The following is a 25,809-nucleotide window of genomic DNA, read 5'->3' on the forward strand; positions in this document are numbered from 1 at the left end:
GTGTAGCGCGCCGTGACGGCGGCGCGTGGTCTCAGAAACCATGGTTTGCGAGACGTTGGGGAGGGCTGCCTCGGGGTGGCTGGAACCGTGTCCGAAACTCGTCTCGAAACCCGCTCCGGGCTCCTGTTGTTTCGAGACGGGTTGTGAGACGGTTGTCTCATGGCGAAGGACGCGACCGCAGGTCACCTCATCGGCTATGCCCGAGTCTCGACAGGCGAACAAGAGGCGCAGCTGCAGATAGATGCCCTCAGCGCCGCTGGGTGCTCCCGGATCTTCGTCGACAAGGCGTCTGGCAAGAACGTAGAGCGCCCGGAACTCATGGCGGCCATGGACTACCTCCGAAGGGGGGACAGTCTCTGCGTGTGGAAGCTGGACCGCTTCGCGCGATCCCTGATCGACCTCGTGACGCTGGTGGATGGACTCAGTACGCGTGGCGTTGGCTTCAAGGTGCTCACTGGCGCCCTGGCCGACATCGACCCCGCCACGGCGGACGGCCGTCTCATGCTTCAGGTGGTTGGCGCCATGGCGGAGTTTGAACGATCCCTCATCAAGGAGAGGACGAAGGCCGGACTGAAAGCCGCCAAAGCTCAAGGTCGGACCGGCGGCCGTCCCTCTGTCATTACTGACGACAAGCTCACCGTGGCGAGGGCTCGAAAAGTCAAGGGGGAGAGCGTCAGCGCCATCGCCAAGGCGATTGGAGTGTCCAGGGCAACCCTCTACAGGCACCTTGAGGAACCCTAGGCGCGGGTGACTCGTGCGTGGTCGGTAGCCACCCGGCGGAACAGTGCATGGCCCGTCCGTCCGGAGTGTCGTAAGGCCCAGTCCTGGGCGGTCTCCTGTTCTTCCTGCGGGCCGGAGTCGGCTCCGCAGCCAACGGCGGTGCAGAAGACCTCCCAGGTAACGCCGCCCTCCGGAGCGTGGTGAATGGAGTGCTCGACGTATCGGAAGGTGGTGCGTGTCACCGGGCTGCCTGACCGTGGGGGTGCTGGCGGATCTCTACGTTGCAGTCCACCACTCCCGAGAAGTCCCGAAACCGGTAGTACTCCGTGCGCTGCTTGGCCAGAGCTGCGCACACGGCGCAGTTGGGAGCCGGTTTGGGGTCCGGCTTCGGGAAAGGGTCGCGTTGCGGAACCTGGCGCCACAGCCTCGTCGTCGTCCCGCCCATGCTGTACCCCATTCACGTCGACCAGTGGTACCCGCGATCGTCCCGCTGGTCAGGGGCGCCGGCCTAGTGTGATTCCTAGTGTGAAGTGGCGTCATACGTCGGTGATTTGGCTGTCCAGTGGCACCTGTAGTGGCAGGGTGGAGGTATGGACGTAGGGGAGCTGATCAGGGACCTGCGCAAGGCTCGCGGATGGAGCCAGGGGCGGCTGGCCTCTGAGATCAACAAGACGCACGGGGCGGCACTCTCGCGGGAGTACGTCAGCAACTGGGAACGCTCGAAGATCCGGCCCGGCGGCTTCTACCTCGCTGCACTGTCCGGCGTTCTGGACGTGCCTATAGCTGTCCTGGAAGGCGAAGTGGACCGACGTCAGTTCCTCACCGATGTCGCGGGAGCTTCCATAGCCCCTGTGGTTGCCTCGGATCTCCTGTCCAGGGGATTCACTGCCCGGCTGCAAGGTGGGCCGACAGCGGGCGCCTGGGAAGGCAAGCTGGCGACCTACGGCACCGAGTACATGTCCCTGGGAGCGGCTGACATCCAGCGCCGTGTGTCCGGCGAACTGGTCGTCGTTCAGCAGCAGCTGGAGAACCCTCGGCTGTGGTCTGTCGCATCTCGCCTCATGACTCTCTACGCCAAGACCTTTCCAGGGTCGGACGGATCGAAGGCAGTGCATTGGTACCGCATGGCCGCGAAGGCCGCTGACGAATCCGGCGACGACGAAGCGAGAGTGTGGGTCCGGGGAAGGGCGGCCATCGCTCTGGGCTATGAGGGGGCTTCCCTGGGCGTTGCCGATGTACTTGCCGATCAGGCTCTGGCCATAGGGGCACGCCCCTCCCTGGGGTTGCTCAACGCTGTGATGGGCAAGGCCCACGCCGCAGCACTTCGAGGTGACCGGGGCTCGGCTCTGAAGCTCGCCGACCATGGGCGGCGCATCTTCGACGGAGCGGGCTCGTACGAACAGACCTCGGACTATGCCGTTCCCTGGTGGCGGATGAACGTCTTCCTGTCGCTGCTGCTGGCCCGACTTGGTGACGAGAAGGGAGCTGTCAGCGCACAGGAGGAAGCCCTTCGAGAACTTCCCGAAACGCTTCCTCGCTTCCGTACGCACCTGGAGATGCACCGGGGTCTGATGCTGGCTCGATCCGGTGACCGGGCAGCTGGGGCAGCGCATGCACGGGCTGCCTTGGCTGCGCTGCCACCCGAGAAGCACTCCCTGACTCTGCGGATGCTCATGGACGAAGTGACCGCTCCCTGAGATCGCCGGGTGCCTACGGCCGCCACGAGACGCGGTGGTTGGACCAGAAGTCCCACGTGGTCATCATCGCCTCCCAGCCGTCGGGGAACTTCACCGTCACCCCCAGCTGGACCGGTTCCGTCGAGGGGTGTTCGTCCAGGAGGTCGGCCACGCCCGCGCGGCAGACCACCACACAGGCGTGACGGTGACGGGACGCCAGCACGCACAGGCGACCCGTCTCCAGATGGAAGGCCGTGGCGTCCGGGCGGCCCGACAGGGGGTGCAGGACGACCGTCACGTCGTACTCGCGGCCCTGCAGGCGGTTCGCCGTGTCCACGGTCACCCCCGCGACGCCGAGTTCCGCGAGCTGCGCCCGTACCGCCGCCGCCTGGTCGCGGTGGGCGGTGCCGACCGCGATCCGGTCGGGGGTGAGCGGCACGGGATCGGGGCCGCGTTCCGAGACCGAGGCGCCACCGCGGTCGAGCAGGCGGCGGACCACCAGGGCCACGGCACGGACGGCCTCGGGGTCCGTACGGGGCGTGTGCCGGGCCGGCAGTTCGAGCAGCCCCCAGCCTGACGCGGCCGCTTCGTCCAGGACCCGGTCCGGGCCCGAGCCGTCCGACGGCACCCCGAAGGACAGCCGACGGTCCCCGTGATCCGTGCCGCTGCGGAACGGCGTGTACGGGTAGAACGCGTCGGACACCAGCGGCGCCGCCGACGCCGGCAGCCGCCACGAGACGGGCAGCCGGTGCTGGGGCAGCTCCGGGTTGTGCGCGAGCAGCGTCGAGACCGCGCTCGCCGACGGATCGTACGAGAGCCCCGCCCACTGGTCGGCCCCGACCACCGAGAACGGATCCAGCTGCCCCGGGTCGCCCACGAACAGCGCCCGCTCGAACAACCCCGCCACGGCGAGCAGCGCGTCCGACCGCATCTGGTACGCCTCGTCCACGATCGCGTGCGGCCACGGTTCGACGTTCTTCACGTGCGCCCACTTCGCCGCCGTCGAGACGACCACGTCCAGCCCGGCGAGATCGGCCGCCCTGGCCGAGGTGCGGACGTTCTCCAGGTCGTCGAGCGCCGGGTCGTAGGCGGCGCTGTCATTGGAGTGGAGCCGCCCCAGCGGCAGGTCCGGTTCCTTCTCGGCCAGTCGCAGCACCAGATCGTCCACCTGCGCGTTCGTCTGCGCGACGACCATCAGCGAGCGTCCCGCCGAGGCCAGTTCCAGGGCGGCGCGCACCACGAGCGTCGACTTCCCGGCACCGGGAGGCGAGTCCACGACGACACCGCGCGCGTCCCCGTGCAGGGTGTCGGCCAGGATGTCCGCGGTCGCCCGGCCCGCCGCTGCCGACGGGTCGAAGGGGGCGGGGCTCACAGCAGGTCCTCCGGGGTCGGGGCGTCGGGCGGCTCGGCGGCGTCGGAGCGCGGCGGCCCGCCGTGCGTCCAGGGCGTCTCCTCCGGGTCCGGCAGTTGCGCGCCGGCCCGCTGGTCGTGATCGAACAGGGTCCAGGTGATCCGCTCGCCCTTCTCCGGCACCGAACCCTCCGCGGGCTCCTTGGCACGCCCCATCCGGTCGGTGACCCGCAGGACCAGCGAGCCGTCCGTCTCCCGCCGCACGAACTCCGCGGTCTGCGGTCTGCCCTCCAGCGAGCGGTACACCTTCACCCGCTCGCCCAGGTGTGGCCGGTCGTCCGTGCGGACCGTCAGCAGCGGACGCGGCGAGGGCCGCTTCGACTCCGACCAGGCCATCGTCACCTCCACCACCTCGGCGACGAACGCCTCCCCGGAGAGTCGCCGTCCGGCCAGGACCAGCGGATCGTCGAGCGCCTCCTGCGCCTCCAGCCGGCCCTGGGCCTGCTCGCGCCCCGCCAGCTTCCGTGCCGCGGTCACCGCGTCGTCCCGGCGCGGCTGCGGTGGCTCGCCCGCCGCCACCCGGTCGCGGTGCCCGGTGTGGGACCACCGGTCGCGGGTCCAGCGGTCCGCCACCCGCGCACCCTCCGGCAGTTCTCGCAGGAGTGCGAGGGAACGCCACACCGCGTGCCAGGTCGGCCGCAGCTGTGTGTCGACCAGCCGGCGGATCTCCCGCTCCGCGCCGTGCAGTTCGGCGAGGCGTTCGTCCGCGGTCTCGCCGTCCTCGGCCGCGGCCAGCGCCTGCCGGGCCCGGTCGAACCGCTCGATCGCGGGCGCCAGCAGCCGGTTGTCGAAGGCCGGGTCGGTCGCCGGGCCCGCCGGCGGGCACAGCGGCATTCCGTCGTCGTCGCGGCCGAGTTCGGCCCGCAGAGCCGCCTCCGCGCCGGACCGAGTCCCGCCCGGGGGGTCGATCCAGGCGAGCAGGGCGCCCAGGTGCTGGTCCTCCAGGGAGGACTGGCCGGTCGCCCAGTGCCGGTTCAGCAGGTCCGTCGCCGACAGCAGCAGCGCGGAACCCGGCACCCGGGCCCGCTCGCCGAAATGGGTCAGCCAGCGGCCGAGCAGCGGCACCCGGGGCGGCGCGGGAAACGGCGCCGCGGGGTCCTCCTCCGCCGTGCGCCGGAACCGCATGGACCGCCCGAGCAGTCGCACGTACTCGATTCCGGCACGGCTGGGCACGATCAACTGGGGTGCGTCCGAGCAGAGTTCGACCTCGACCCGGCTCTTTCCGCCGGTTTTGTCACTGGTCTTCGCGTCGGCGTCCGCCGTCGTGTCCGGCCGGGCGGGGGCGGCGCGTTCCACCACCTCCACGTCCTCGGCGAACGCGTCGATGTAGGGCAGGACCTCCTCGGCCAGGTCGGCGAGGAAGGCGAACCGCAGGTCGCGGTCGCGCGGCTGGGGCACGACGAGGAGCCGGGGCTCCTCGGGGTCGGTGCCGACGAGTGCCCCGAGCGGGGCTCCCGCCTCGCCCGCCGTGGTCAGCGGGACGAGGACCAGGGGCCGCCGCGAGAGATGCCGGTGCCGGACGGTGGCCAGCGGCTGGGCCCGTCCCGACTCGACGGCCTCCAGCCGGGCGAGGGTCGAGATCAGCGACATGACCGCCTCCTCGGCGTGGCGCGCCGGTCCGGACCGGACGTCCGGCGCGGCACGCCGACGGCGTCCACGCGCCGCGGCTCCGCGCCTGGACCGTGCGTGCGGGGCCTCACCATTCGAGGGCCTCCTGCCCGGGGACGCGGGTGTCGCGGCCCGCGTCGGCCGCCGCCAGTGCCTCACCGCGCAGGGCCCGCGCGCGACGCAGGGCCTCGACCGTGGGATCGTCCGCGTCGCCCGCCTCGCCGCGGGCCGCCGCCAGGACCGCGCCGACCGTGGTCAGCGTGCCCAGTTCACCGCGCAGCGGCCGGCCGAGCGACTCCACCGCGCCGGCGTGCCGGGACCGCTCCCGGCAGTGGAAGGCCAGTTCGCAGGCGGACAGGCACTCCGGCGCGTAGGCGGGCGGGACGGACTCCACCGCCGACGTCAGCTGCTCGGCCGAAGAGCTCTCCAGGTCGAAGGTGACACCGTCCGGCAGCGTCGCCGCGATGTCCTCGACACGGGTGAGCCGGGCCAGCTGACGCCGGGTGACGGCCACCTGCTTGCGTACGTCCACGGCCGCCGCGGTGGGCAGGTTCGAGAAGTCCTTGGGACAGACGAGCAGCATCGTGTGCGCCACCTCGGCGTCCCGGGTCAGCGCGGCGACCCGTTCGAGGGCCAGCACGTACACCGCCGCCTGCCGGGCCGCCGCCCCCACCTTCGCCGGGTCCGCCGCGCCGTCGATCATCGGGAAGGACTTGATCTCGACGACCGTCCAGCGCCCGTCGGGGTGCACCACGACCGCGTCCGGCTCCAGGTAGGCGGGAGAACCCGCCACCTCCAGGGCCAGCATCGGGTGGTCGAGCAAGGTCCAGCCGCCGGCCGCGGTCGCCTCGCGCAGGGCCAGCGCCGTACGGGCCGTCCGGCCCTCGGGCCCGGCCGCCGCCAGGTCGGGCAGCGCGACCGCGTCCGGTTCCCCGATGCCCAGCAGCCGGAGCAGTTCCCGGCCGCCGTCGGCCTTCGTCTTCGCCTCGAAGGCGTTGCCCCGCATGAAGGCGAACTGCGACTGCCCGAACGCCGCCGGTGAGCCGAGCTTCGACGCGAGAGCCGCCTTGTCGATCCCGGCGCCGTCGAGCAGGGCGCGCCGCCGGCAGCCGGGGTTGGCCGCCAGTGCCGCCAGGGCGCGCGCGTCCAGGGGATGCGGCTCCACTCCGGGCCCGCGCAGTTCAGCGAGCCTGGCCCGCGCTCTCGGCTTCGCCGGGGCGGGAGGGACTCCGTCCGGTCGTGTCGTCTGCGGAGGCGGGGGAGCTCCGCTGCCCAGGGATGCGCTCACCCGCGGAAGTCTCGCATCCGCCACCGACAACCGGCGACGCCACGGGCGCCTCCGTACCCGGGAGAGTGGACCGGACCCGGTCCGCGAGACGCAGCGCGGGCGCTGTGAGCAGCAGCCCGAGCCCCATCACGGCCGCGCCCGCGACGGCGTCGAGGAAGTAGTGGTTCGCCGTGCCCATGACGACGATCAGGGTGAGCAGCGGGTAGGCGGCGCCGAGCGCCCTGACCGTCGGCGTCCGCGCGTGCCGCCAGAGCATCACCCCGCACCACAGAGCCCAGCCGACGTGCAGGCTCGGCATCGCCGCGTACTGGTTCGTCATCCCGCCCAACCCGCGCGGGGCGCTGGCCTCGGCGCCCCACCAGCCGTAGGCGCTGAACCGCGCCATCGTGTCGACGAAGCCGTGACCCGGGTCGAGCAGCCGGGGCGGGCAGGTGGGCAGCAGGGTGAAGCCCACGAGGCCGAGGAGGGTGGACACCATCAGCCAGGTGCGGGCGGCCCGGTAGCGGCGGGGGCGGCGGCGGAAGAGCCAGACCAGGATGGCCGGAGTGACGAGGTAGTGCAGTGAGGCGTACGCGAAGTCGGCGGATATCCCGAGGGCCGGGACGTCCGTGAAGAGGCGGTTGAGGGCGTGCTCGGCGTCGAGAAGGAGGGCCTGTTCCAGCCGGAGGATCGCCAGGCCGTGCCCGACCGCGTCGTCCACGTCGCCGCGGGCGAGCAGCCGCCCGCCCGAGTACGCCGCGTAGACCACGGCGATCAGCAGCAGCTCGGGCCACCAGCGCGGACGGCCCGCGGCGCGCGCGGCTCGGTCGGTCATGCGTGTTCCCCCTCGGTCCCGGCCCTGGTCGTGCCCGACGACGGGCACCGGCGCGCGCGGGCCGGTGACCGGGCGGCCGGGGCGTGCCCCGCCCCGCGTCCCCTTCCAGGACGGGCGCCGCGCGCGCCACACGTCCTGGAAGGGGACGCGGGGACACGGGCGGGGGTTGCCCGGACGTCGCCGCGCGTTCACGTGCGGGATGATGGGAGGGCACCCGCTACGTGATCTCAGGAGAGCCTCCATGGCACCGCGCATCCTGCTCGCCCGGCACGGCCAGACCGCTTGGTCCCTGTCCGGCCGCCACACCGGCAGGACCGACATCCCGCTGCTCGACGAGGGCCGACGCGGCGCGAAGCTGCTCGGGGAGCGCCTGCACCGCGCGCCGTGGAACGGCCTGCCCGACGTGGAGATCCGCACCAGTCCGCTGGTCCGCGCACGTGAGACCTGCGAACTGGCGGGCTTCGGGGAGCGGGCCCGGGAGTGGGACGCGCTGATGGAGTGGGACTACGGGGCGTACGAGGGCCTCACCCCGGACCGGATCCAGGAGGTACGGCCGGGCTGGCTGCTGTGGCGTGACGGTGTACCGGAGGGCGAGAGTCTGGAGCAGGTCTCGGCACGGGCGGACGAGGTCGTGGAGTGGGCGCGGTCCGAGGACCGCGACGTCCTGGTCTTCGCCCACGGCCACATCCTGCGTTCCCTCGGGGCGCGTTGGCTGGGCGAGCACATCTCCTTCGGCTCCCGGATACGGCTCGACCCGACGAGCCTCTCGGTCCTGGGGTGGGCCTACGGGGCACCGGCCGTCGAGCGCTGGAACGACACCGGCCACATGGAGTAGGCCGGGCGGCGCAAGCCGGGACGGGGCGAGCCGCGCCGCCGCCCGGGCGCGGGGGGCCGGGACAGCGCGAACGGCACGGCGCCGCGCTCCGTCGCCCAGCCGACCGGTCGGGCCCGCGAGCCCCGCACCGGACACCGCTCCCCGGCCCCGTGCGACGCGGTGTCAGCGTCCGGCCAGCACCCGGCGGGTCTCGGCGAGCATGGCGCGGATCCGAGAGGACCGCACGTCTCCCAGCGCGTCCACCACCAGCCCGGCCTCCGCCGCCGCCTCGTCGTGGCGGCCCGCGTGGGCCAGGTCGCCCGCGAGCTGGGCTCGGTAGAGGGCGAGATTACGGGCGAAGTGGGGGTTCTGCAGGACGGTCGCCCGACGGGCGTGGCGGGCCGCGCGGCCCCAGTCGCCGAGCGCCGACCAGCACTGGGCCTCCAGAACCTCCAGTTCGGGTTCGCCGAAGAAGGACATCCACTCCGGGTCGCCGTCGGAGTTGCCCTTCGCGAAGTGGGCGTGCGCCCGGCCCAGCGCCTGTTCGCAGGCGGTCCGGTCGCCGAGCCCGGCCCAGGCGCCCGCCTCCCGCAAGGAGAGCAGCGCGAGCAGTCGTGCCGAGGAGAACGGGCGCGCCGCCCGCAGACCGGCCTGCGCCGCCCGGACCGCCTCCCGGTACCGTCCGGCGTCCCGGGCGAGGAAGGACGTGTTGCAGAAGGCGTGCGCCTCCAGGGCCGGATCGCCGGAGACCCGCGCGGTGGCCAGGGCCTCGGCGTAGTGCGAGCGCGCGTCGTCGAAGCGGCCCGAGTCGTGGGCCAGCCAGCCGACGGAGAGGGCGAGCTCGCCGGCGCCCGCGTGCAACCGGTCCTCTGTCGAGCGGTGCGCCATGACACCCGCGTCGAGCAGGGCGTACGCGGACCGCAGCGGCTGGGCCGCCGCCTCGTAGAGTCCGTCCGCGCCGTGCCGGTCGTCGAGCAGCCGGATCCGGCGCACGGCGTCCTCGACGGCCTTCACCTCGGCGTCGCCGACGTGGTGCGTACCGCGGGGGGCGGGGATCGCGACGGTCGGCCCGCCGAGCCCGAGCGAGGCGACCGCCACGGTGGCGGTGCCGCTCGTCATGAATGCGCGACGCAGCACGTCGCTCTCCTCATCGTTCCGGGTCGTGATGACGGACGGTGGCGGTGGCCCGGCGGTGCCCGCCGGGCGTCGTCCGCGTACCGCCTCCCGTGCCGAGAAGCCGAGGTCCGCCAGGCCGAGCCCGGGGAACATGTGCAGGAAGACCCGCTCGTACGCGTAGTTCGGGCAGCGGATCTCGCCCGCCTCCACGCGGCCGATGTAGCGGGCGTCGCAGGCCACCTGCTCGCCGATCTCCCGCGCGGCCCGGCGGACCGCGGCGGCGAACTCCCCCGGCGAGCGCTGCCCGCGGAGCCGGCGGAAGGCGAGATTCGGAACTGCCCGTGACATCGCCATGGCCCGAGCCCTCTCCTGTGCTGCCGGTCTTCCGGCGGGGCAAGAACGTACCCGCTGTGACCGGGTGCACACGCCGAGTTTGGCTATAAATCGGATATCTCGCCCGTGATCTGCCATGAACTGCCATTCTTTGCGGCGGCGCGCCGCCGTAGCCGTCGACGTCCGCGGGCGTTGAACCATGCGGAGAGACGAAACGTGTCTCCTCAGGAGCGAGGAGGGGTCCCCATGAGGGAGATCGGACCGCAGTCGACCGCGTGCCACGCGCCCACCCCGGACGCGAGTGCCTCGCACGGCGCGCCCTGTGACCTGGTGACCGTGCCGGTACGGCAGGGCCTGGAAGCCGTCGACATCCTGCGTCGCGGTGGTGCCCCGGCGGTCGGCCCCGTCCTGCACGACGGAACCCGCGACACCCTCGGCTTCGTGGTGCCGCCCGGCACGGCCGAGGGCTGGGACATGCCGGGCAGCGCCTGCACACGGACCTCCGGACGCGGACTGCGTCTCCCCGAACTGCCGGGCGGGCCGGACCGGGAGGCGGACGGCGCCCCGCGCCCCGCCGGCTGGCTCCTGCCGCCCGGTGACACCGGCCAGGTCACCGACCCGGTGGTGCTGCGGGAGGCGCTGGGCCAGGCCGCGCGCCTGATCGAGGCGGCCGACGGCTGCCGGTAGGCGCCGTCCTCGCCCTCGCCGGGCGGAGCACCGGCGCGGGTGCCGATAATGGAACGCGTGGCCAGGAACAAGCAGCGTGAACGGGCGGCAGCCGCCGTCGCCGTCGTCGAGACCGTCGACGGCGGGCTCGCGGAACTCATACCCGACCGGGAACGCCCCCGAGGCTGGACGCTGCTGATCGACGGCGCCCCCCAGTCCCACGTGGACCTCGACGACCCGGCGCATCTCTCCTTCGAGTACCAGCGGCGCCTGGGACACATCGCCGACCTCGCCGCCCCGCCCCACCGGCCGGTCCAGGCCGTGCACCTCGGCGGGGGAGCCTTCACCCTCGCCCGTTACATCGCGGCCACCCGGCCCCGCTCCACCCAGCAGATCGTGGAGCTCGACGGGCCGCTGGTCCAGCTCGTCCGCAGGGAACTGCCCCTCGCGACGGGCGCCCGCATCCGGGTCCGTTCCACCGACGCGCGCGCCGGGCTCGCCAAGGCGCAGGACGGCTGGGCGGACCTGATCATCGCCGACGTGTTCAGCGGTGCCCGCACGCCCGCGCACCTGACCAGCGCGGAGTACCTCGGCGAGGTCCGCCGGGTGCTCAGGCCCGGCGGCCTCTACGCGGCGAACCTGGCCGACGGCCCTCCGCTGGCGCATCTGCGCGGCCAGGTCGCCACCGCCGCCTCCGTCTTCCCGGAACTGGCGCTGATCGCCGACCCGGCCGTGCTGCGGGGCCGCCGTTTCGGCAACGCCGTCCTGCTCGCCTCCGACGGGGTGCTGCCGGTCGCGGAGCTGACCCGCCGAGTGGCGACCGACCCGCACGCCGGGCGGGTCGAACACGGCCGGACGCTCGCCGACTTCACCGGGGGAGCGACGCCCGTCACCGACGCCGGCGCCAAGCCCTCACCGCTGCCGCCCGCCTCCGTCTTCCGCTGAGAGGCCCCGGTCGCGCCGAGAGGGCCCGGTCGCGGGCCCACGGGGACGTGGCGCGCGGCGGCGATCAGCGTTCGTCGATCTCCACACGCGGCGCGGTGTCGTGCCAGACACAGAACACCGACAGCTCGCGACCGTTCCGGGTGAACGTCACCCGGATCCACGTCGGCTGCTTCCACACCTGCATCTGCCAGCCGGAGGCCGGGGTCGCCGACACGAGCTCCGCCGACGTCGTGCCGAGGTCGAACACCACCCGGCCGCCGTCGACGGCGTAGCTCTTCACCCGGCCGCCGCTCCCCCCGTCGCCGTCCGGGTTCGGGCCGTTCCCGGCCGCCGGGGAGCCCGGCCGGTACGCGGAGGCCGACGCGGGAGTGGAGGCCGCGGGGGAGGCCGTGGGCCCGGCGCTCCCGCCGGACGTGGCCGTCGGCGCGGCGGAGGAGGGCTTCGGCCGGCCGGTGGAGGAGGCCGTCTCCCCGCCGCCGCCGTCCGGGGCCTGGGAAGCCCCGGCCGGGATGGGCAGCGCGAGCGGCGGGTCGTAGACCGTCCCGGCCAGCACCGTGTGCACACCCCACCACGAGAGTGTGACCGCCGCGCCGGTGGCGAGCGACCACGCCACGGCGTGAACGAGTCCTCTTCGCATCCGGGCCATGGTGCACCACCGCGCGCGCCGGCGTCCCGTTGGGTGGACCTTCACCCGTCCCGGAGGGCACACCGTCCCACTTCCCCCGGATGGCGTACGGTGCGGCCCATGGCAAGTGTGCTCGTGGTCGAGGACGACCAGTTCGTGCGCTCCGCCCTCATCCGGCATCTGACCGAGGCATCCCACACCGTACGGAGCGTCGGCACGGCCCTGGAGGCGTTGCGCGAGGTCGCCCATTTCCGTTTCGACGTGGTCATCCTCGACCTCGGACTCCCCGATCTGGACGGGTCCGAGGCGCTCAAGATGCTCCGTGGCATCACCGACGTCCCCGTGATCATCGCGACCGCGCGGGACGACGAGGCGGAGATCGTCCGGCTCCTCAACGACGGGGCCGACGACTACCTCACCAAGCCCTTCTCCGTGGAACACCTCTCGGCCCGGATGTCCGCCGTGCTCCGCCGCGCGCGGGCGTTCGCGGGCGAGGCGCCGCCTTCGCGGGTGATCCGGGTCGGCGGACTGTCGATCGATCCGCTGCGGCGCCAGGCGGAACTCGACGGGACCGCGCTGGACCTGACCCGCCGCGAGTTCGACCTGCTGGCCTTCCTCGCCGGCCGGCCCGGGGTGGTCGTACCGCGCAAGGAACTGCTCTCCGAGGTGTGGCAGCAGTCCTACGGGGACGACCAGACCATCGACGTGCATCTGTCGTGGCTCCGGCGGAAACTGGGCGAGACGGCGGCCCGCCCGCGCTATCTGCACACCCTGCGCGGGGTGGGTGTGAAACTGGAGCCGCCCCGGGAGACCACACCGTGAGATGGGCCCTCGTCAAGGTGTCGCTCGCCGTCACCGCCATGGTCGTCGTCGCCTTCGCCGTCCCCCTCGGACTCGTCGTCAAGGAGATGGCCCGCGACCGGGCCTTCTCCAACGCCGAGCGGCGCGCCGCCGGGCTCGCGCCCGTTCTCGCCATCACCACCGACCGCGGGGAACTGGACCGCGCCGTCGCCACCACCGAGGACGGCGCCGCGGGGCGGATGGCCGTCCACGTCCCCGCCGCCGACGAACCGGGCGCCAAGCCCCTGGAGATCGGCACCCGCCGGGCCACCGTGGAGGACCTGCGCACGACCCGCGAGCTGGGACGCGCCACCATCCTCGAGGTGCCGGGCGGCTCCGTGCTGCTCCAGCCCACCGCGATCGGCTCGGGCCAGGTCGCGATCGTCGAACTCTTCGTCCCCGAAGGCGAGGTCAGCAACGGGGTGGCCACCGCCTGGCTGGTCCTGGCCGGGGTCGGCACCTGCCTGATCTTCGGCTCCGTCGCGGTCGCCGACCGGCTGGGCGTCCGGATGGTCCGGCCCGCGCAGCGACTCGCGCGGGCCGCCCACGACCTGGGGGAGGGGCGGCTCGGCGCGCGGGTACCCGAGGAGGGGCCGCCCGAGCTCAAGTCCGCGGCGGTCGCCTTCAACTCCATGGCCGACCAGGTCGTCCGGCTCCTCGCCAACGAGCGTGAACTGGCCGCCGACCTGTCCCACCGGCTGCGGACCCCGCTCACGGTGCTCCGGCTCAACGCCGCCTCGCTCGGTTCCGGGCCGGCCGCCGAGCAGACCCGGGCCGCCGTCGAACAGCTGGAGTGCGAGGTCGACACCATCATCCGTACGGCGCGGGAGGCCAAGCCGCAGACCCAGGCCACCGGTCCGGGCGCCGGCTGCGACGCCTCCGACGTCGTACGGGAACGGATGGACTTCTGGTCGGCGCTCGCCGAGGACGAGGGCCGCAAGGTGCGGGTCGCCGGGGTCGACCGTCCCGTCCGCATCCCCGTGGCCCGTCCGGAACTGGTCGCGGCGCTGGACGCGCTGCTCGGCAACGTCTTCCGGCACACCCCCGAGGGCACCGCCTTCTCCGTCGACGTCCACAACGGCGACGACGCCGTCATCGTCCTGGTCTCCGACGCCGGGCCGGGGATCGCCGACCCGGCCGCCGCCCTGACCCGCGGCAACAGCGGGCGGCGCGACGGGTCCACCGGCCTCGGGCTGGACATCGTGCGTCAGATGGCCGAGGCCACCGGTGGCGACGTCCGCATCGGCCACTCCGTGCTCGGCGGTACCGAGGTCCGGATCTGGATCGGGCTCGACGGCCGCGGCACCGCCGAGGCCACAGGCCGGACCGGGCACCGGGTGGGGCGCCGCAAGCGCGGCGGCGGAGGCAGCCGACGGGCCGTCGACGCCTGAGAGCCTCTCGGGTGGCCTTCGATCGACAGGCGGACGCGGTTTGGTGTGTGCGATCCCAAGGCGCCGGGATGCCACGGTAGCGGAGCTCGGAGCTACCGGGGCATGTCGGCAACGCCGGCAGCGCGCGTGCCAGGGCGTGACCGCCCGGCCAGAGGCCACCCGACAGGCTCCGAGAGGCTCTGAACCGCGACCTGCCCGGGGTCCCGAACCTTTGCTCGTCCCGATGGCTCCCTTAAGCGGAGCCTAAGAATCCCGAACCTTGGTCCTCACGTACGGATTTGTCCGTTCGCCGCTCGCTAGCGTGCTGCCGCACCCCACCCCCGGCACACAGAGGCAGGCACGCGATGGGCACCAGCTCGCACCGGCGCAGGGCTACCGGCAGGACCAAGGCCATCGGCGCGGTCGTCGCCGCCGCGGTGATCGGCGGCGCGGTCCTCGCGCTGACCGGCACCGCCCAGGCCGCGTCCGTCGGTGCCGCCTACACCAGGACCAGCTCCTGGGCGGGCGGCTACACCGGCCAGTACGTCGTCACCAACGACACCTCCACGGCGCAGAAGGACTGGACCCTGGAGTTCGACCTGCCGGCCGGGACGCGGATCGGCTCGCTGTGGAACGGCGACCACACCGTCTCCGGGCAGCACGTCACGGTCCGGCCCGCGAGCTGGAACAAGGAACTCGCCCCCGGCCAGTCCGTCACCGTCGGGTTCGTCACCTCGGCCACCGGAGAAGCCGGCGACCCCGCCGACTGCCTGATCAACAAGGCGACCTGCTCCGTGGGCGGTGCCACGCCGACGCCGAGCGGCCGTCCCACCGACCAGCCCACCGCGACCGTCGCGCCGACCGCCACCGCGACCCCCACTCCGACCCGGACCGCCACCGCGAGCCCGACCGCCACCCCCACCCCGACGGCGACCGCCACCGGCACCCCCGGCACCCCCGCGAAGTACGCGCCGTACGTCGACACCTCGCTCTACCCGGCGTACGACCTGCTGGACACCGCCGACGCCACCGGCGTGAAGGAGTTCAACCTGGCCTTCATCACCTCCGGCGGCGCCTGCGCCCCGCTGTGGGGCGGCGTCACCGACCTGGCGAGCGACCGGGTCGCCTCCCAGATCGGCGCCCTGCGCGCCAAGGGCGGCGACGTCCGGGTCTCCTTCGGTGGCGCGGCCGGCCACGAACTGGCACTGAACTGCTCCTCCGCCGCGGACCTCGCCGCCGCCTACGGCAAGGTCATCGACCAGTACAAGCTCACCAAGGTCGACTTCGACATCGAGGGTGCGGCCCTGCCCGACACCGCCGCGAACACCCGCCGCTCCCAGGCGATCGCCCGGCTCCAGAAGTCCCACCCGGGCCTGAGCGTCTCCTTCACCCTGCCGGTCATGCCCGAGGGACTGACCCAGCCGGGCGTGGACCTGCTCGCCGACGCCAAGAAGAACGGGGTCCGCACCGACGCCGTCAACATCATGGCGATGGACTACGGACCGGCCTACAGCGGTGACATGGGCCAGTACGCGATCCAGGCGGCGACCGCCACCCAGGCCCAGATCAAGGGTGTCCTCGGCCTCTCCGACGCCGCGGCGTGGAAGGCCGTCGCCGTCACGCCCATGATCGGCGTCAACGACGTCAGCACCGAGGTCTTCAAGGTCGAAGACGCCGCCCAGCTGGTCGACTTCGCCCGATCCAAGGGCATCGGCTGGCTGTCCATGTGGTCCTCGACCCGCGACAAGCAGTGCGCGGCCGGTGCGGTGAACCACGCGGACGCCACCTGCTCGTCGATCCTCCAGCAGCCGCTGGCCTTCACCAGGGCGTTCGCCGCCTACAAGTAGCCACCGCCTCCCCCACAGCGCGCGCTCCGGCCGGAGCCACCCCCCCACCCACTCCGGCCGGAGCGCGCACCTCTGCCCGAGAGGCGATCCTGCCCGACGGGCCCGGCGGTGGGGGTCTCGCCTGGTCCCTTCCGGAGCGGATCGCCGCGCTCCGCGACGCCGGCCGGTCCGACGAAGCACCGGTGAGCGGACGTCCTGGAGTGGCTGTCAGACCTCCTTCCGGGCGGTGCTGTTGACCTTCTTCGGAGCCGAAGACGATCGACCTTCCACACGCCACCCACGAGTTCGGGCCCGCCATCGACGACTTCCGCCAGGCCCTGAGCTACCTGGGCGAGGCCGACTGGCCCGAAGCGGCGGCGTCCGCCCCAGGACTCGTGTACACGAACAGCCCGCGCCCAGACTGAGGAACATCGGCCATTCCGTAACGTCCGGTGGCCTGGGTCACCGGTATCCCACCCGTCTTCGGGGGTGTGGCTGAGGCGGGCGGTGGTGAGGCCGACCACGGAGGCGGTGTCGGGGTGGATCCGCTCGTGGGTGGCGGGGCAGCGGTCCTCCGGGGGCGTCAGCCCGCAGTGGCCCCCGGCGGACCCTCGCGGGGTGAGCCGGGCGGGCTCGGCCTGCTCACCCCAGGGGCTCTCGAGGGGCACGACGAAGGGCTGACCTGTTCTCACAGGCCAGCCCTTGATCATTCAGGGTGAGTAACGGGACTCGAACCAGTTTTGTTACCCAGTTTTGACCTGCGGAGATGCCGAAAACCCGGACATAAGGGTGTTGTTCGATGACGCTCGATGTCGCTCGGAGGGGCCGAATGCCCGCCGCTGTTCCCGCGGGAACAGGCGCGGGAACGGATGGCCGTACGGCAGGCGAGGTGAGTAGCCAAGCTCCCGACCGCGACACCAAACACGACAGCGCCCCCGCGTCGGCGGGGGCGCTGCCTGACCGCTCTCGTTGCCTGGGGGGCAGGACGGGAGCGGCCGGTCTGGAACTCCGAATTCCGGAACGGGCCGGACTCTACCGGTGATGCGACCGTTTGGGTACTGACGCAAGATCGCCAGCCGCTCAGCGTTGACGAGTGCCAGCCCGACGAACCCCGCTCCCTGACGCTGTCCTGCGCCGTCGCACGGCCCTAGGTGCGCGCATCGTGGAGCTCCGCCGCACCGCCGGCCTCTCCCAGGACCAACTCGCCGACGCCATCGGCATGGAGCGCCGCAGCATCCAGCGGTACGAGGCAGGCACACGAGACCCGCGTTTCACCGACCTCGTCCAGATCGCCGATGCCCTAGGTGTACCTCTCGCTGACCTGGTCAGGTAGCCCCGATCGGGGGTAGCGGAACCTGTCCGTCCGTGCTCCGCCGTGAGCACGGACGGACAGGAGATCAGGATGCACGTCGTAGGTGACGGGTCAGTGGCGAGTCGCCCACCGGTGGCCGGGGCCGCCCGCACGCCTCTCGCTCCCGATGCCAGTACACCGACGGCGCCGCACCACTGTCCGACACCGGTGTGATCTCCAGCGCCTCCCCCTCGATGGGGAGGCTGCAGTAGTCGCACGTCTTCACCGGCCGGCCTCCGTCTTGTGGCACGAGCAGTCGCAGCGGTACACCAGGGCGATCTCGCCGTAGCTGGTCGTCACCGGACCCGGCTGGCAGTGGACGTGCCCGTACTCCAGGGTGCAGTACCCGGACACCCGCCTGTCTGTACGAGCCGCAGGCGGAGGGGTAGCGTGGCCCATGACGAGACCTCCCGAGGGTTCGTCCGCACCCCCGGACCGGTCGCACGGTCGCGGGGGTCTGTCGTACCCATCACAGTAGCCGGAGTGGGATGTGTGGACTAGCCGGTCAAGGTGGTCAAGGTCGTCCTTGCTCGTCTAGTGGTCCCAGTCCACCTAGCGTCGCGGCATGGATTGGCAGCCCAATATCCCCAGGTGGCGGCAGGTGTACGCGCTGATCGAAGAGCGGATCGACGACGGCGTGTACCCGCCGGGGACGCGCCTGCCTTCGGCGGTGGACTTGATCGAGGAGACGGGGATCAGTCTGCCGACGGCGAAGCGCGTCCTGAAGGAGCTGCGGGATGCGGGGCTGGCGTATATGGAGCCGGGCATCGGGACTTTCGTGGCCCGGCTGCCGGAGCCACCCGACTGACCCCGGACATGACGAAACCGCCCCCTGCCCGGCCCGAAGGCCAGACAGGGGGCAGTTTCACTTCACCAACACACCGAGCAGCCAGCCACCCACCGGCGCCGCAACCGCACCCACACCGATCGCCGTCCACGCCACCCGCTCCACAGCCGACAGCCGTGGCCCGTGCGTCGCAGCGACCTTGACGTCCGCCTCCAGGACATCGACCCGCTTCTCCAGGCCCCGCAACTCCGTACCCTGCTCGTCCAGCGCCCGATCCGTCTGATCCGACCGCTGCACCAGCAGAGCCAGCGCGCCATCCACCCGCGCGAAACCAGTCTCCAGCGTGCCCCGAAGCCGCTCCAGCTCCAGTGCGACCTGCCCCGACTCAGCCGGCGTCACGAGCCGCTGCCGTCTCCGTCGGTCCGCAGCCACCCCGGCAGCAACCGCTGCACCACCGGTATCGCCATCACCCGCGTCACCGCACCCGCCACGGCCAGCGCACCAGCCACCCACGGCAGCGACTGCGGCAGGCCCGCCGTGTCCACCAGCGCGGGCAGCACCGCAGCGATACCGATCGCGGTCTGGAAGATCGTGCGCAGCGTGCGCTTCGCAGCATCAGACATGGTCAGCTCCTTCAGTCGGTGGTGAGTCGGTCGCCGAGCTCGGCGAGCGCCGCGCGGGCCCCGGCCTCGGCGGCGGCCTGGATCTCGGATGCGTCGAGGCCGCCCGCCTGGGCGAGCGCGGTGACCGCCGCGGACAGGGCTCCGATCCGGGCGAGGATGTCGACGGTGTGCTGGTCGCCCCAGCGCAGGAACGCTGCCGCGGGACGGGGCGCGGAGTCGGGCGCGGCCGGGGAGACGAACCGCGCCCCCCACACAGCGTCGGCGACCTTTCGGATATCGGCATCGGACAGGGACACAGCAGCCTCCTCAGGGGCAGGTACGGGCGTGGTCTTGGTGGGGGCGGCGGCGAGCCGGGTACCGATCCGGTCACGCATGCCCGGCATGCCGAAGCCACGCGGGTCGCTCTTCCAGTCCGACCACTCCGAATGCCCGATGACCGACTTGGCGCCCCAGCCGTGCGCCCGGCAGATAGCGGCCGAGACACGCTCGATCGCGGCCATCTGTTCCGGGGGCCAGGGGTCCTTCCCGTCGCCGAGGTTGATGCACTCGAAGCCGTAGAAGTGGGCGTTGCCGTCGACAGCGCCCGCGCTGCCCTGATGCTGATGCGGGGTCGGCGGGCGGGTCCCGTACCGCTCGTCGACGACTGCGGCAAGGACGGACGGGTCGCCGCCGCCCGCGTGGTTGGCACGCCCGTTGCCGACGAGGTGCACGGTGCCGTCCTTGGCGATGACGCCGTGGCACAGCGGGCCGGGGAGCCCCGCGTAGCCGTCGTAGCAGAGCTCGACGGAGGACGCGGTGCCGCTGGAGACGGTGTGGTGGATCATCACGCCGTTGACCGGGCCCCAGCCGCCGACGTGGTTCCGGCTGTGGGTACGCCAGCCGTCGTGTTCGACGACGGTGACGCCCTCGGCGCGCAGCGCCGCCAGGAGCCGATCCGCAGAGAGAGGTGAGGCCATCAGCTGATCACTCCCTCGTCCAGCAGCCGCCCGACGACCGCGATCATCAGCGCCCGGTTCTGCTCCGGTACATCGCTCCATGGCTTGCGGGATGCCTCGCGCGTCTCGTAGCCGTGGCTGGGTGCCAGCTCCTCGTACGCCTCGTGAAAGCTCCGGGCGATCTCTTCTGCACTCCCCGCCATCACGCACGCTCCGGCCCAGTGCCAGGACCCGCCCTCGTGCGAGCCGTCGGGCTTGGGCTCGCCGTGGGTCACGCCACGGTTGAAAAACATGCCCTCGGGGTTGAGCACCGCGATGTCCACGAGGAACTGGCCGTGGACGGCTGTGATGATGGCGGCCCGGCACTGCGAGGTGTACTCGCCGCCAGGAGTGCCGTAGCTGACGTAGTGGACGATGCGGCCGACAGCCGGTGTGGGCTGGTGGGTCATGCGGTGCTCCAGACATGAGACAGCCCCGGACCGGAGCGGCACGGGGCGGACAGGCGAGGTGGGGGTTAGGCGGGGCCGGCGTAGGAGATGTCGATGTACGACCGGTAGCTGCCGGTCGCGAGGTTGAGGTTGCTGCCCGAGTTCTGTGCGGGGACGAGCTGGACGTAGTCGCCGGCGGTGAGGAGCTGAGACAGCGTCCTGGCCTCCACCGTCACCGGCACAGATGCCAGGGTGTTGCCGAAGGTGCGGGCGCGGCCTGCGCCGATCGCCGACCCGTTGACGTACCAGACGCACTCGCGGGTCGTGCCGCCCGTGCTGGCGTCGAAAGCCACAGCTCCGGCGAGGCGCCACCAGCCGGTCTGCGGCACGGTCCAGCGGGTCGGGGAGCCCGCCAGCCATCCGCCGAGGAGGTCGGACTGGACGTCGTCCCACGAAGTCGCGTTGGAGCCGGCGTCACCGCCGGTCGTGATTGCCTGCGACGCTGACCGGTAGGCGAGGAAAACCGTCGCACCGATCATGGACACGGCATTCAGACGGTCGGCGGTCAGTCTCTGGCCGGCCAGATACGGGGTGAACGGCATGGGATCTCCTCTACAGGGCGAGGTAGGTGGGGTCGGCGAGACGGACGTCCGTGCCCGCGTCGTGGCTCTTGACGATGCCGTTGACGGAGCGGGTGACGGTCGCGGTCTGTGTGGCGCCGGTGCCGGTGATCGCGGTCACCGTCATCCGCTCGCCGCCGGCCAGCACGTCGAAGGGGAAATCGGTCGGGTAGGTGGCGGAGTCGACCCAGTGCGGGCCCGTGAAAGTGGTGAAGTCGACGCTGGTGGTGGTGGCGTCGACGCTGGTGTCGATGACGCTGAACTCGGTGTCGAGGCGGGCGGTGTCGTCGAGGACGCCGATCGTCCACGGGCCAGCCGGGCTGCAGATGAGGTCGGCGTCCCAGGTGTACTGGCGGCGCTTCTCTGCCCAGCCCTGGACGTGCAGGTCGATCGGACCTGGGGGCAGCCAGGGCGGGGGGTTGATGATGCGGATACGGTCGCCGGGGCGGAGCTTGAGGAAGGCGGGGATGAGGTGGGGTGTGGCGTGGAGCTGGATCCGGACGGTGGGGTAGCGGGCCTCGTCCCAGGTACCCAGGTGCAGGAGCCAGCCGGCGATCGGTTCGGTCTGTTCGTCGGAGTGGAGGTTGAGGGTGACCTGCTCGTCGTAGATGCCGACACCGTATGGCGGGGCCAGCACGGACAGCGTGCCGTCCTCGTCGACGGCGTGCCCGTCGGACCCGTCGCGGCGGGAGACAGTGATGTCGTTGCGGGTGGCTTCGTCGTCTTCGACCGGCTCCAGCGGCACGCCGACCTCGGCGGCGGCGTAGTCGAGGGTGAGGCGTACGGGCTGGTTGTACAGGGTGTGGCGGTCGCGGTAGACGAGGCGGGCATCGGTCAGATCCTCGTGGAGGATTCCCCCGTCACAGTCCGCGGACTCCTGCAGCAGAGGCAGCAGCGCGTCGGGGCTCTGTGGGCCGAGGAGCTCGGCCGTGCTGGTGGGGTCGCCGTGGTAGGTCACGAGAGAGACGGTGGCAGCCTCCTCCACAGCCAGGCGCTCCATCCGTTCGGTGGCGCTCTCACCGTCGAATCCGGTGTCGGCGGAGTCGTAGGCGGGGCCGATCACGTCGGCTGACCAGACGGTGAGGTGGCCGATGCGAATGTTCGGCAGGCCGGAACCGAAGACCGTGTTGATACTGGTGATCTGGCCAAGGGTGCCGGCCACGGAGGAGGAATAGACCCCATTGGCCCCACCGACCTGGGTCCATGTGATTTTCCAGTCGATGTTCCCGCCGTTCTGTGTGGCGAGGAATTCAAGGCGCCACCAGCCCTCGAAAAGCTCGCTGCCGGTAGCAACGACCTCGTTGACGACGAGCGTGCCGATCGCGTCGTAGCCCAGGATGTGGCTGCTGGTCGCACCCATGGTGATGCGCCAGCGGCGGATCGTGCCGCTGGTCTGCCAGGACAGCATCTCCTGCTCGGAGCCGGGCGCGGTGCCGTCGACGCGGTAGGGCATGCACAGGGCCCACGTGGTGGAGGGGCTCGCGGGGCCGGGTACGGTCCCGAGCATGCTGCCGCCGGGGTCGACGATGGGCAGGGCGGACGACCCGCCAAGGGTGTCGTCCTGCGAGAAGTCAAAGCCTGCCACGCTGAGCGGAGCGACACCGCCGAGTGGGCTATAGGCGCGTGACGCACCCTCGGATTCCTCGCACGGCCAGTAGGCCAGCAAACTTGCCTGGGAGGGCAGACGGCGCCGCAGTGTGGATGGCAGCGCCTTCTTGCCCTGGGTGAGGCGGCGCAGGGCACCGGCTGCTTCGATGGGGACCCACACGTCGCTACCGGTGGCGTCCCAGCGGGCCGGCCAGGCTGCCACAGCCCCCTGGAAGCGGAATTCCTCATCGGAGACGGTGGCGCCGGCGGACAGGGTCCAGGTCCGGCCCGCGCCGTCCGTGAAGCTGGTGGTGCCGGGAGTTTGGGCGGTCAGGTCCGGGGTGGCGACCACGGTGCCGTCGATGCCGTCACGGACCTGCGCGGCGTAGATACGGCGTTCGTGGTTGGTGAAAACGAGGGCGGCCAGGTCGCCGAGCTCGACGGAGGCGGTCGAGCTGTAGATGCTGGTGGTGCCGCTGGTGGTGACGGTCTGCCCGATTTCGACCCACGGCCCGGCCAGGCTATCGGCGATGTAGTACGTAAGGGTGTAGCCACCGGACCCGTTGTCGACGTCGAGAGCCGCGCGGACTGCCATCCTCGGGCCGAGGGGCCGCAGTACCGGGGAGCGGTGCTCGATGATGCTCGCGCCGTCCGGGGACCAGGTCAGCAGCAGCTCGCCCTCGCCTGTGACGATGAGCCGCCAGGACCGCTGATTCCCGGACGCGACGTACTTGCCGATCAGCTCGTAGCCGATACCCACCCCCGTCCACTGCTGCGGCATGACCTCCACCCGGACGTCGATGTCGCCGGTGATGTCCAGCGAGGCGTGGTCGGGCGTGGTCGCCCGGCCCGCGACGTCCTCGGGGATGTACAGGTACGGCTGGCCCCCCGCGCTGATGCACCGGATCGGTGTGTTGCGGCCGATCCGCCCGTAGTACATCGGGTTACGCGAGCTGTACTTCCCGCTGCGGTTGTTCAGGGTGAGGCTGGCTTTGGACGGCTGGGTGCGGGAGGTGGCGCTGGAGCGGCCGTGCCGGATGACGATCGGGTCGCGGTCGTAGACGTCGGGGGTGATGTCGGTCCACTCCCCGCCGATCTGGAGCTCGACCCGGTCGGAGGGGAGTGCCACGGTGTCTCCTATCGTCGGGCGAGGGTGGTCACGTCGCCGTAGCCGTCGGTGCGGACCCAGTCCTGAATGACGCCGATGAGGGCGTCGGTGCCGCCGGTGACGTCGATGACGACGCGGGCGGTGGCGGGCTGTACCCGGGCGGTGGACGGCGCGCGGACACCCTGCCCCATGCTGATCATCTGCTCCAGGCGAGACAGCGGCAGCACCGCCTCCTGCTCCGGGCCCTCACCGATCATGGCGAGGGTGGGGCCGGTGGTGATGCCGCCGTCAGCAAGGTACGGAATGTAGGGAACGTGAGGGATGCTCACCCCGGGGACCCGGTTGGCGCCGGAGATCAGGGAGTTGATGCCGCCGATTGCGCCGTTGATGAGGCCGATCGCGCCGTTGAGGGCGGAGCGCAGGCCGTGGGTGATGCCGCCCCACATGCCGGAGAAGAAGGATCCAATGCGGCGGACGGCGTCGCGGACGGTGCGGGTGACGGTGTCCCACTGGGTGCGGACCCAGCCGGTGATCTGCCCCCAGTTTTTGATGATGATCCCGATCGGGTTGAAGTTCATGAACTTCGTCTTGATCGCTTCGATCGCTTCCCGGACGGTGCGGGTGATGTCGTCCCACAGGCCGGAGAAGTAGTCCGAGATTGCGTCCCACACCTGGTGGGCCTTCATACTGATCCAGTCCCACAGCATCCCGAGCTGCTGCTTCACCCAGTCCCATTTGGCAACCAGGATGACGACGATCGCGATCAGGGCGACGATCCCGAGGATGATCCACGCGATTGGGTTGGCGAGCATCGCCAAATTGACCAGCCAGATCACGGCGGCCATGATGCCCAGCGCGACCGCCAGGCCCAGGATGATCGGCGCCAGCGTCTTGACGATCTCCTTGTGTTCGGAGAAGAACTCCGATGCCTTCTTCACCAGCGGCAGGAGGGCCTCGCCCAGGGTCATCTGCAGCGTCCGCAGGGCGGCGTCCATCTGCTGCGCGGGGTCCTTCTCCATGGCGTCCGTCATCGCCTTGCTCGCGCCCGCAGTCTTATCCAGCCCGTTGGCCGCGGCGGCGCCGTCCGCGGACAGCTGCAGCAGGGTGTTGCCCATGTCCTCGCCGGGCCCGCCGAAAAGGGCGGCTTGCAGCATCGTCCGCTCGGTCTGGTCCGTGACGCCCTTCAGCGCGGTGATGATCTGGTCGAAAGCCTTGGTGCCCTGGCCCGTGTTGACGAGCTTCTGAATGTCTTTGACGTCGAGCTTCAGCGCCTTGAGAGGCTCTTTCACCGCGTCTGTGTCGGCCAGCCGCAGAGAGAGCTCCTTCAGCGCGTCGCCCACCTTGTCGATCTCGAAAAGCGGGTTTTTCGCGGCCTCGGCCAGCAGGCCCATCATGTCCGGCCCCGTGAACCCGAGCTGGTCGAAAAACTCTCCGTACTCCTTCGTCAGGACTGGGAGTTCCTCGCGGAATGCCTTGGGGAGCTTCTGCGCGGTCGCGGTGAGGAGGTCGAGGGCCTCCACGCCGTCCTTGGCCAGGCCGGTCTTAATGAGGGTGCCGACACCCTGCATGCTCTCGGTGACGTCGAACTCGAAGCGCTTGGCAAGCGCCTCGGCGCCCTTGGCCATCTGCTGAAGCTCGGCGTCCGTGGCCTTGCCCAGGCCGCCGATGCTCGAGACGACCGCGTCGACCGTGTCGGCGATGCCGTCCAGCGACTCGCCGAACCCGGCGGAGTAGACGGCGCCCGCGATGCCGCCGGCGCGCTCGGCCTCGGCCTGGGTCAGCCCGAGGGAATCCTTCAGCTTGCTCTGCGCGGCGTCGATGTCCATCGCGGCGCTGATGCCGACCGCGAAAACCGCGCCCGCGGCGAGACCGGCGGCGGCAGCCGGAGCGGCCAAGCCGTCGAGCTTCCCGGCAACTGCGTCGGTGCCTTCGTCCACGGCCGAGGAGTCGACCCCGATGCGAACAAGGAGCTCATCCAGGATGGTCACGTGGGTCTCCGTCCTCGCCGCCCGGGGTGCTCGGGCGCGTCGTATCGGTCCTGGATCCCGCGGACCGCGGCCAGCAGCTCATGCCCGGTCCGGCGCGGCCTGGCGGCCTGGCTCCACCGGATCAAGTGGTCCTTGAGCTTGGGTCGCTGGCCCTTCTTCATGTGCGGGGCGGCCACGTCCATCCCCAGGCGCGCGGCCACCACGTCCAGCCGCTGCGGGCCGATGGGCCCGTACAGGTTCTGGTAGGCGATCAGGTGGATGAGCTCCTCCTCGGTGAACCTGGCCATCACCTCGCCCGGGGGGATGCGGTAGGCGGCGGACAGGTCGTAGA

At 71.7% G+C, this 25,809-nt stretch carries 26 protein-coding genes; 10 read left to right on the top strand and 16 right to left on the bottom strand.

The features are described 5' to 3' along the window. The first annotated feature begins 159 nt into the window (after positions 1-159). Positions 160-741, top strand: coding sequence for a recombinase family protein (locus OG393_RS20795; protein ID WP_327376169.1), 582 nt, complete (start codon positions 160-162; stop codon positions 739-741). Here OG393_RS20795 and OG393_RS35515 read toward each other — a convergent pair. Next, positions 738-1,181: a DUF7848 domain-containing protein gene (locus tag OG393_RS35515; protein WP_442817339.1), complete on the bottom strand. Its 444-nt coding sequence runs from the start codon at positions 1,179-1,181 to the stop codon at positions 738-740. The two genes, OG393_RS20795 and OG393_RS35515, sit on opposite strands and share 4 nt — an antisense overlap. Before the next feature lie 129 nt (positions 1,182-1,310). On the opposite strand from OG393_RS35515, the gene OG393_RS20800 reads away from it, so the two are divergent. After that, positions 1,311-2,417, top strand: coding sequence for a helix-turn-helix domain-containing protein (locus OG393_RS20800; RefSeq protein WP_327376170.1), 1,107 nt, complete (start codon positions 1,311-1,313; stop codon positions 2,415-2,417). A 13-nt stretch (positions 2,418-2,430) separates the two neighbouring features. On the opposite strand, the gene OG393_RS20805 is transcribed toward OG393_RS20800, so the two are convergent. From OG393_RS20805 to OG393_RS20820, 4 genes are all read right to left on the bottom strand, one after another. Beyond that, positions 2,431-3,768, bottom strand: coding sequence for an AAA domain-containing protein (locus OG393_RS20805; protein WP_327376171.1), 1,338 nt, complete (start codon positions 3,766-3,768; stop codon positions 2,431-2,433). Next, positions 3,765-5,396 (bottom strand): hypothetical protein, encoded by a 1,632-nt coding sequence (locus OG393_RS20810; RefSeq protein WP_327376172.1) that lies wholly within the window; start codon positions 5,394-5,396, stop codon positions 3,765-3,767. Before OG393_RS20810 ends, OG393_RS20805 begins: the two co-directional genes overlap by 4 nt. Positions 5,397-5,502: 106 nt before the next feature. Beyond that, positions 5,503-6,702 carry a hypothetical protein gene (locus tag OG393_RS20815; RefSeq protein ID WP_327376173.1) on the bottom strand — a complete coding sequence of 400 codons (1,200 nt, stop codon included), beginning with the start codon at positions 6,700-6,702 and terminating at the stop codon, positions 5,503-5,505. After that, entirely contained in the window at positions 6,596-7,516 is a 921-nt protein-coding gene (locus OG393_RS20820) for a phosphatase PAP2 family protein (protein ID WP_327376174.1), read from the bottom strand. The genes OG393_RS20815 and OG393_RS20820 overlap by 107 nt, the downstream gene beginning before the upstream one ends. 241 nt (positions 7,517-7,757) lie before the next feature. On the opposite strand from OG393_RS20820, the gene OG393_RS20825 reads away from it, so the two are divergent. Beyond that, positions 7,758-8,351: a histidine phosphatase family protein gene (locus OG393_RS20825; protein ID WP_327376175.1), complete on the top strand. Its 594-nt coding sequence runs from the start codon at positions 7,758-7,760 to the stop codon at positions 8,349-8,351. A 162-nt stretch (positions 8,352-8,513) separates the two neighbouring features. On the opposite strand, the gene OG393_RS20830 is transcribed toward OG393_RS20825, so the two are convergent. Further along, positions 8,514-9,800 (bottom strand): tetratricopeptide repeat protein, encoded by a 1,287-nt coding sequence (locus OG393_RS20830; protein WP_327376176.1) that lies wholly within the window; start codon positions 9,798-9,800, stop codon positions 8,514-8,516. Between the two features lie 225 nt (positions 9,801-10,025). Here OG393_RS20830 and OG393_RS20835 point away from each other — a divergent pair, with 225 nt between their 5' ends. Further along, positions 10,026-10,466, top strand: coding sequence for a hypothetical protein (locus OG393_RS20835; RefSeq protein WP_327376178.1), 441 nt, complete (start codon positions 10,026-10,028; stop codon positions 10,464-10,466). Positions 10,467-10,514: 48 nt separating this feature from the next. Then, complete coding sequence (locus OG393_RS20840) at positions 10,515-11,390, top strand: spermidine synthase (RefSeq protein ID WP_327376179.1); 876 nt, start codon at positions 10,515-10,517, stop codon at positions 11,388-11,390. A gap of 64 nt (positions 11,391-11,454) precedes the next feature. Here OG393_RS20840 and OG393_RS20845 read toward each other — a convergent pair whose 3' ends face one another. Beyond that, positions 11,455-12,036, bottom strand: a complete 582-nt coding sequence (locus OG393_RS20845) for a hypothetical protein (RefSeq protein WP_327376180.1) — start codon at positions 12,034-12,036, stop codon at positions 11,455-11,457. Positions 12,037-12,135: 99 nt separating this feature from the next. Here OG393_RS20845 and OG393_RS20850 point away from each other — a divergent pair, with 99 nt between their 5' ends. The 4 genes from OG393_RS20850 to OG393_RS20865 all read left to right on the top strand — a co-directional run bounded on the left by OG393_RS20850 (position 12,136) and on the right by OG393_RS20865 (position 17,384). Further along, a complete protein-coding gene (locus OG393_RS20850) occupies positions 12,136-12,837 on the top strand; it encodes a response regulator transcription factor (protein WP_327376181.1) in 702 nt (233 codons plus the stop codon). Continuing rightward, on the top strand, positions 12,834-14,246 hold the full coding sequence (locus OG393_RS20855) for a sensor histidine kinase (protein WP_327376182.1): 1,413 nt from the start codon (positions 12,834-12,836) through the stop codon (positions 14,244-14,246). The genes OG393_RS20850 and OG393_RS20855 overlap by 4 nt, the downstream gene beginning before the upstream one ends. Before the next feature lie 344 nt (positions 14,247-14,590). Then, on the top strand, positions 14,591-16,072 hold the full coding sequence (locus tag OG393_RS20860) for a glycoside hydrolase family 18 protein (RefSeq protein WP_327376183.1): 1,482 nt from the start codon (positions 14,591-14,593) through the stop codon (positions 16,070-16,072). 1,072 nt (positions 16,073-17,144) lie between these two features. Then, positions 17,145-17,384 (top strand): helix-turn-helix domain-containing protein, encoded by a 240-nt coding sequence (locus OG393_RS20865; protein ID WP_327376184.1) that lies wholly within the window; start codon positions 17,145-17,147, stop codon positions 17,382-17,384. A gap of 240 nt (positions 17,385-17,624) precedes the next feature. Here the strand turns inward: OG393_RS20865 and OG393_RS20870 are convergent, their stop codons facing one another. Further along, on the bottom strand, positions 17,625-17,756 hold the full coding sequence (locus tag OG393_RS20870) for a hypothetical protein (RefSeq protein ID WP_327376185.1): 132 nt from the start codon (positions 17,754-17,756) through the stop codon (positions 17,625-17,627). A 211-nt stretch (positions 17,757-17,967) separates the two neighbouring features. Here OG393_RS20870 and OG393_RS20875 point away from each other — a divergent pair, with 211 nt between their 5' ends. Next, positions 17,968-18,210, top strand: coding sequence for a winged helix-turn-helix domain-containing protein (locus tag OG393_RS20875; RefSeq protein WP_327376186.1), 243 nt, complete (start codon positions 17,968-17,970; stop codon positions 18,208-18,210). A 57-nt stretch (positions 18,211-18,267) separates the two neighbouring features. On the opposite strand, the gene OG393_RS20880 is transcribed toward OG393_RS20875, so the two are convergent. The 8 genes from OG393_RS20880 to OG393_RS20915 all read right to left on the bottom strand — a co-directional run bounded on the left by OG393_RS20880 (position 18,268) and on the right by OG393_RS20915 (position 25,765). Continuing rightward, positions 18,268-18,588: a hypothetical protein gene (locus tag OG393_RS20880; RefSeq protein WP_327376188.1), complete on the bottom strand. Its 321-nt coding sequence runs from the start codon at positions 18,586-18,588 to the stop codon at positions 18,268-18,270. Then, the gene (locus tag OG393_RS20885) at positions 18,585-18,812 is read right to left on the bottom strand and encodes a hypothetical protein (protein WP_327376189.1); all 228 of its coding nucleotides are present in this window, start codon (positions 18,810-18,812) and stop codon (positions 18,585-18,587) included. The genes OG393_RS20880 and OG393_RS20885 overlap by 4 nt, the downstream gene beginning before the upstream one ends. Positions 18,813-18,823: 11 nt before the next feature. Beyond that, positions 18,824-19,768, bottom strand: coding sequence for an N-acetylmuramoyl-L-alanine amidase (locus tag OG393_RS20890; protein WP_327376190.1), 945 nt, complete (start codon positions 19,766-19,768; stop codon positions 18,824-18,826). Beyond that, positions 19,768-20,196: a hypothetical protein gene (locus tag OG393_RS20895; RefSeq protein WP_327376191.1), complete on the bottom strand. Its 429-nt coding sequence runs from the start codon at positions 20,194-20,196 to the stop codon at positions 19,768-19,770. Before OG393_RS20895 ends, OG393_RS20890 begins: the two co-directional genes overlap by 1 nt. A gap of 65 nt (positions 20,197-20,261) precedes the next feature. Then, on the bottom strand, positions 20,262-20,777 hold the full coding sequence (locus OG393_RS20900) for a hypothetical protein (protein WP_327376192.1): 516 nt from the start codon (positions 20,775-20,777) through the stop codon (positions 20,262-20,264). Between the two features lie 10 nt (positions 20,778-20,787). Next, positions 20,788-23,511, bottom strand: a complete 2,724-nt coding sequence (locus OG393_RS20905; protein WP_327376193.1) for a hypothetical protein — start codon at positions 23,509-23,511, stop codon at positions 20,788-20,790. An 8-nt stretch (positions 23,512-23,519) separates the two neighbouring features. Further along, the gene (locus OG393_RS20910; RefSeq protein ID WP_327376194.1) at positions 23,520-25,478 is read right to left on the bottom strand and encodes a hypothetical protein; all 1,959 of its coding nucleotides are present in this window, start codon (positions 25,476-25,478) and stop codon (positions 23,520-23,522) included. Beyond that, positions 25,475-25,765, bottom strand: a complete 291-nt coding sequence (locus tag OG393_RS20915; protein ID WP_327376195.1) for a phage tail assembly protein T — start codon at positions 25,763-25,765, stop codon at positions 25,475-25,477. Before OG393_RS20915 ends, OG393_RS20910 begins: the two co-directional genes overlap by 4 nt. Positions 25,766-25,809: the final 44 nt, after the last annotated feature.

Source organism: Streptomyces sp. NBC_01216 (assembly GCF_035994945.1).
Lineage (GTDB): Bacteria > Actinomycetota > Actinomycetes > Streptomycetales > Streptomycetaceae > Streptomyces.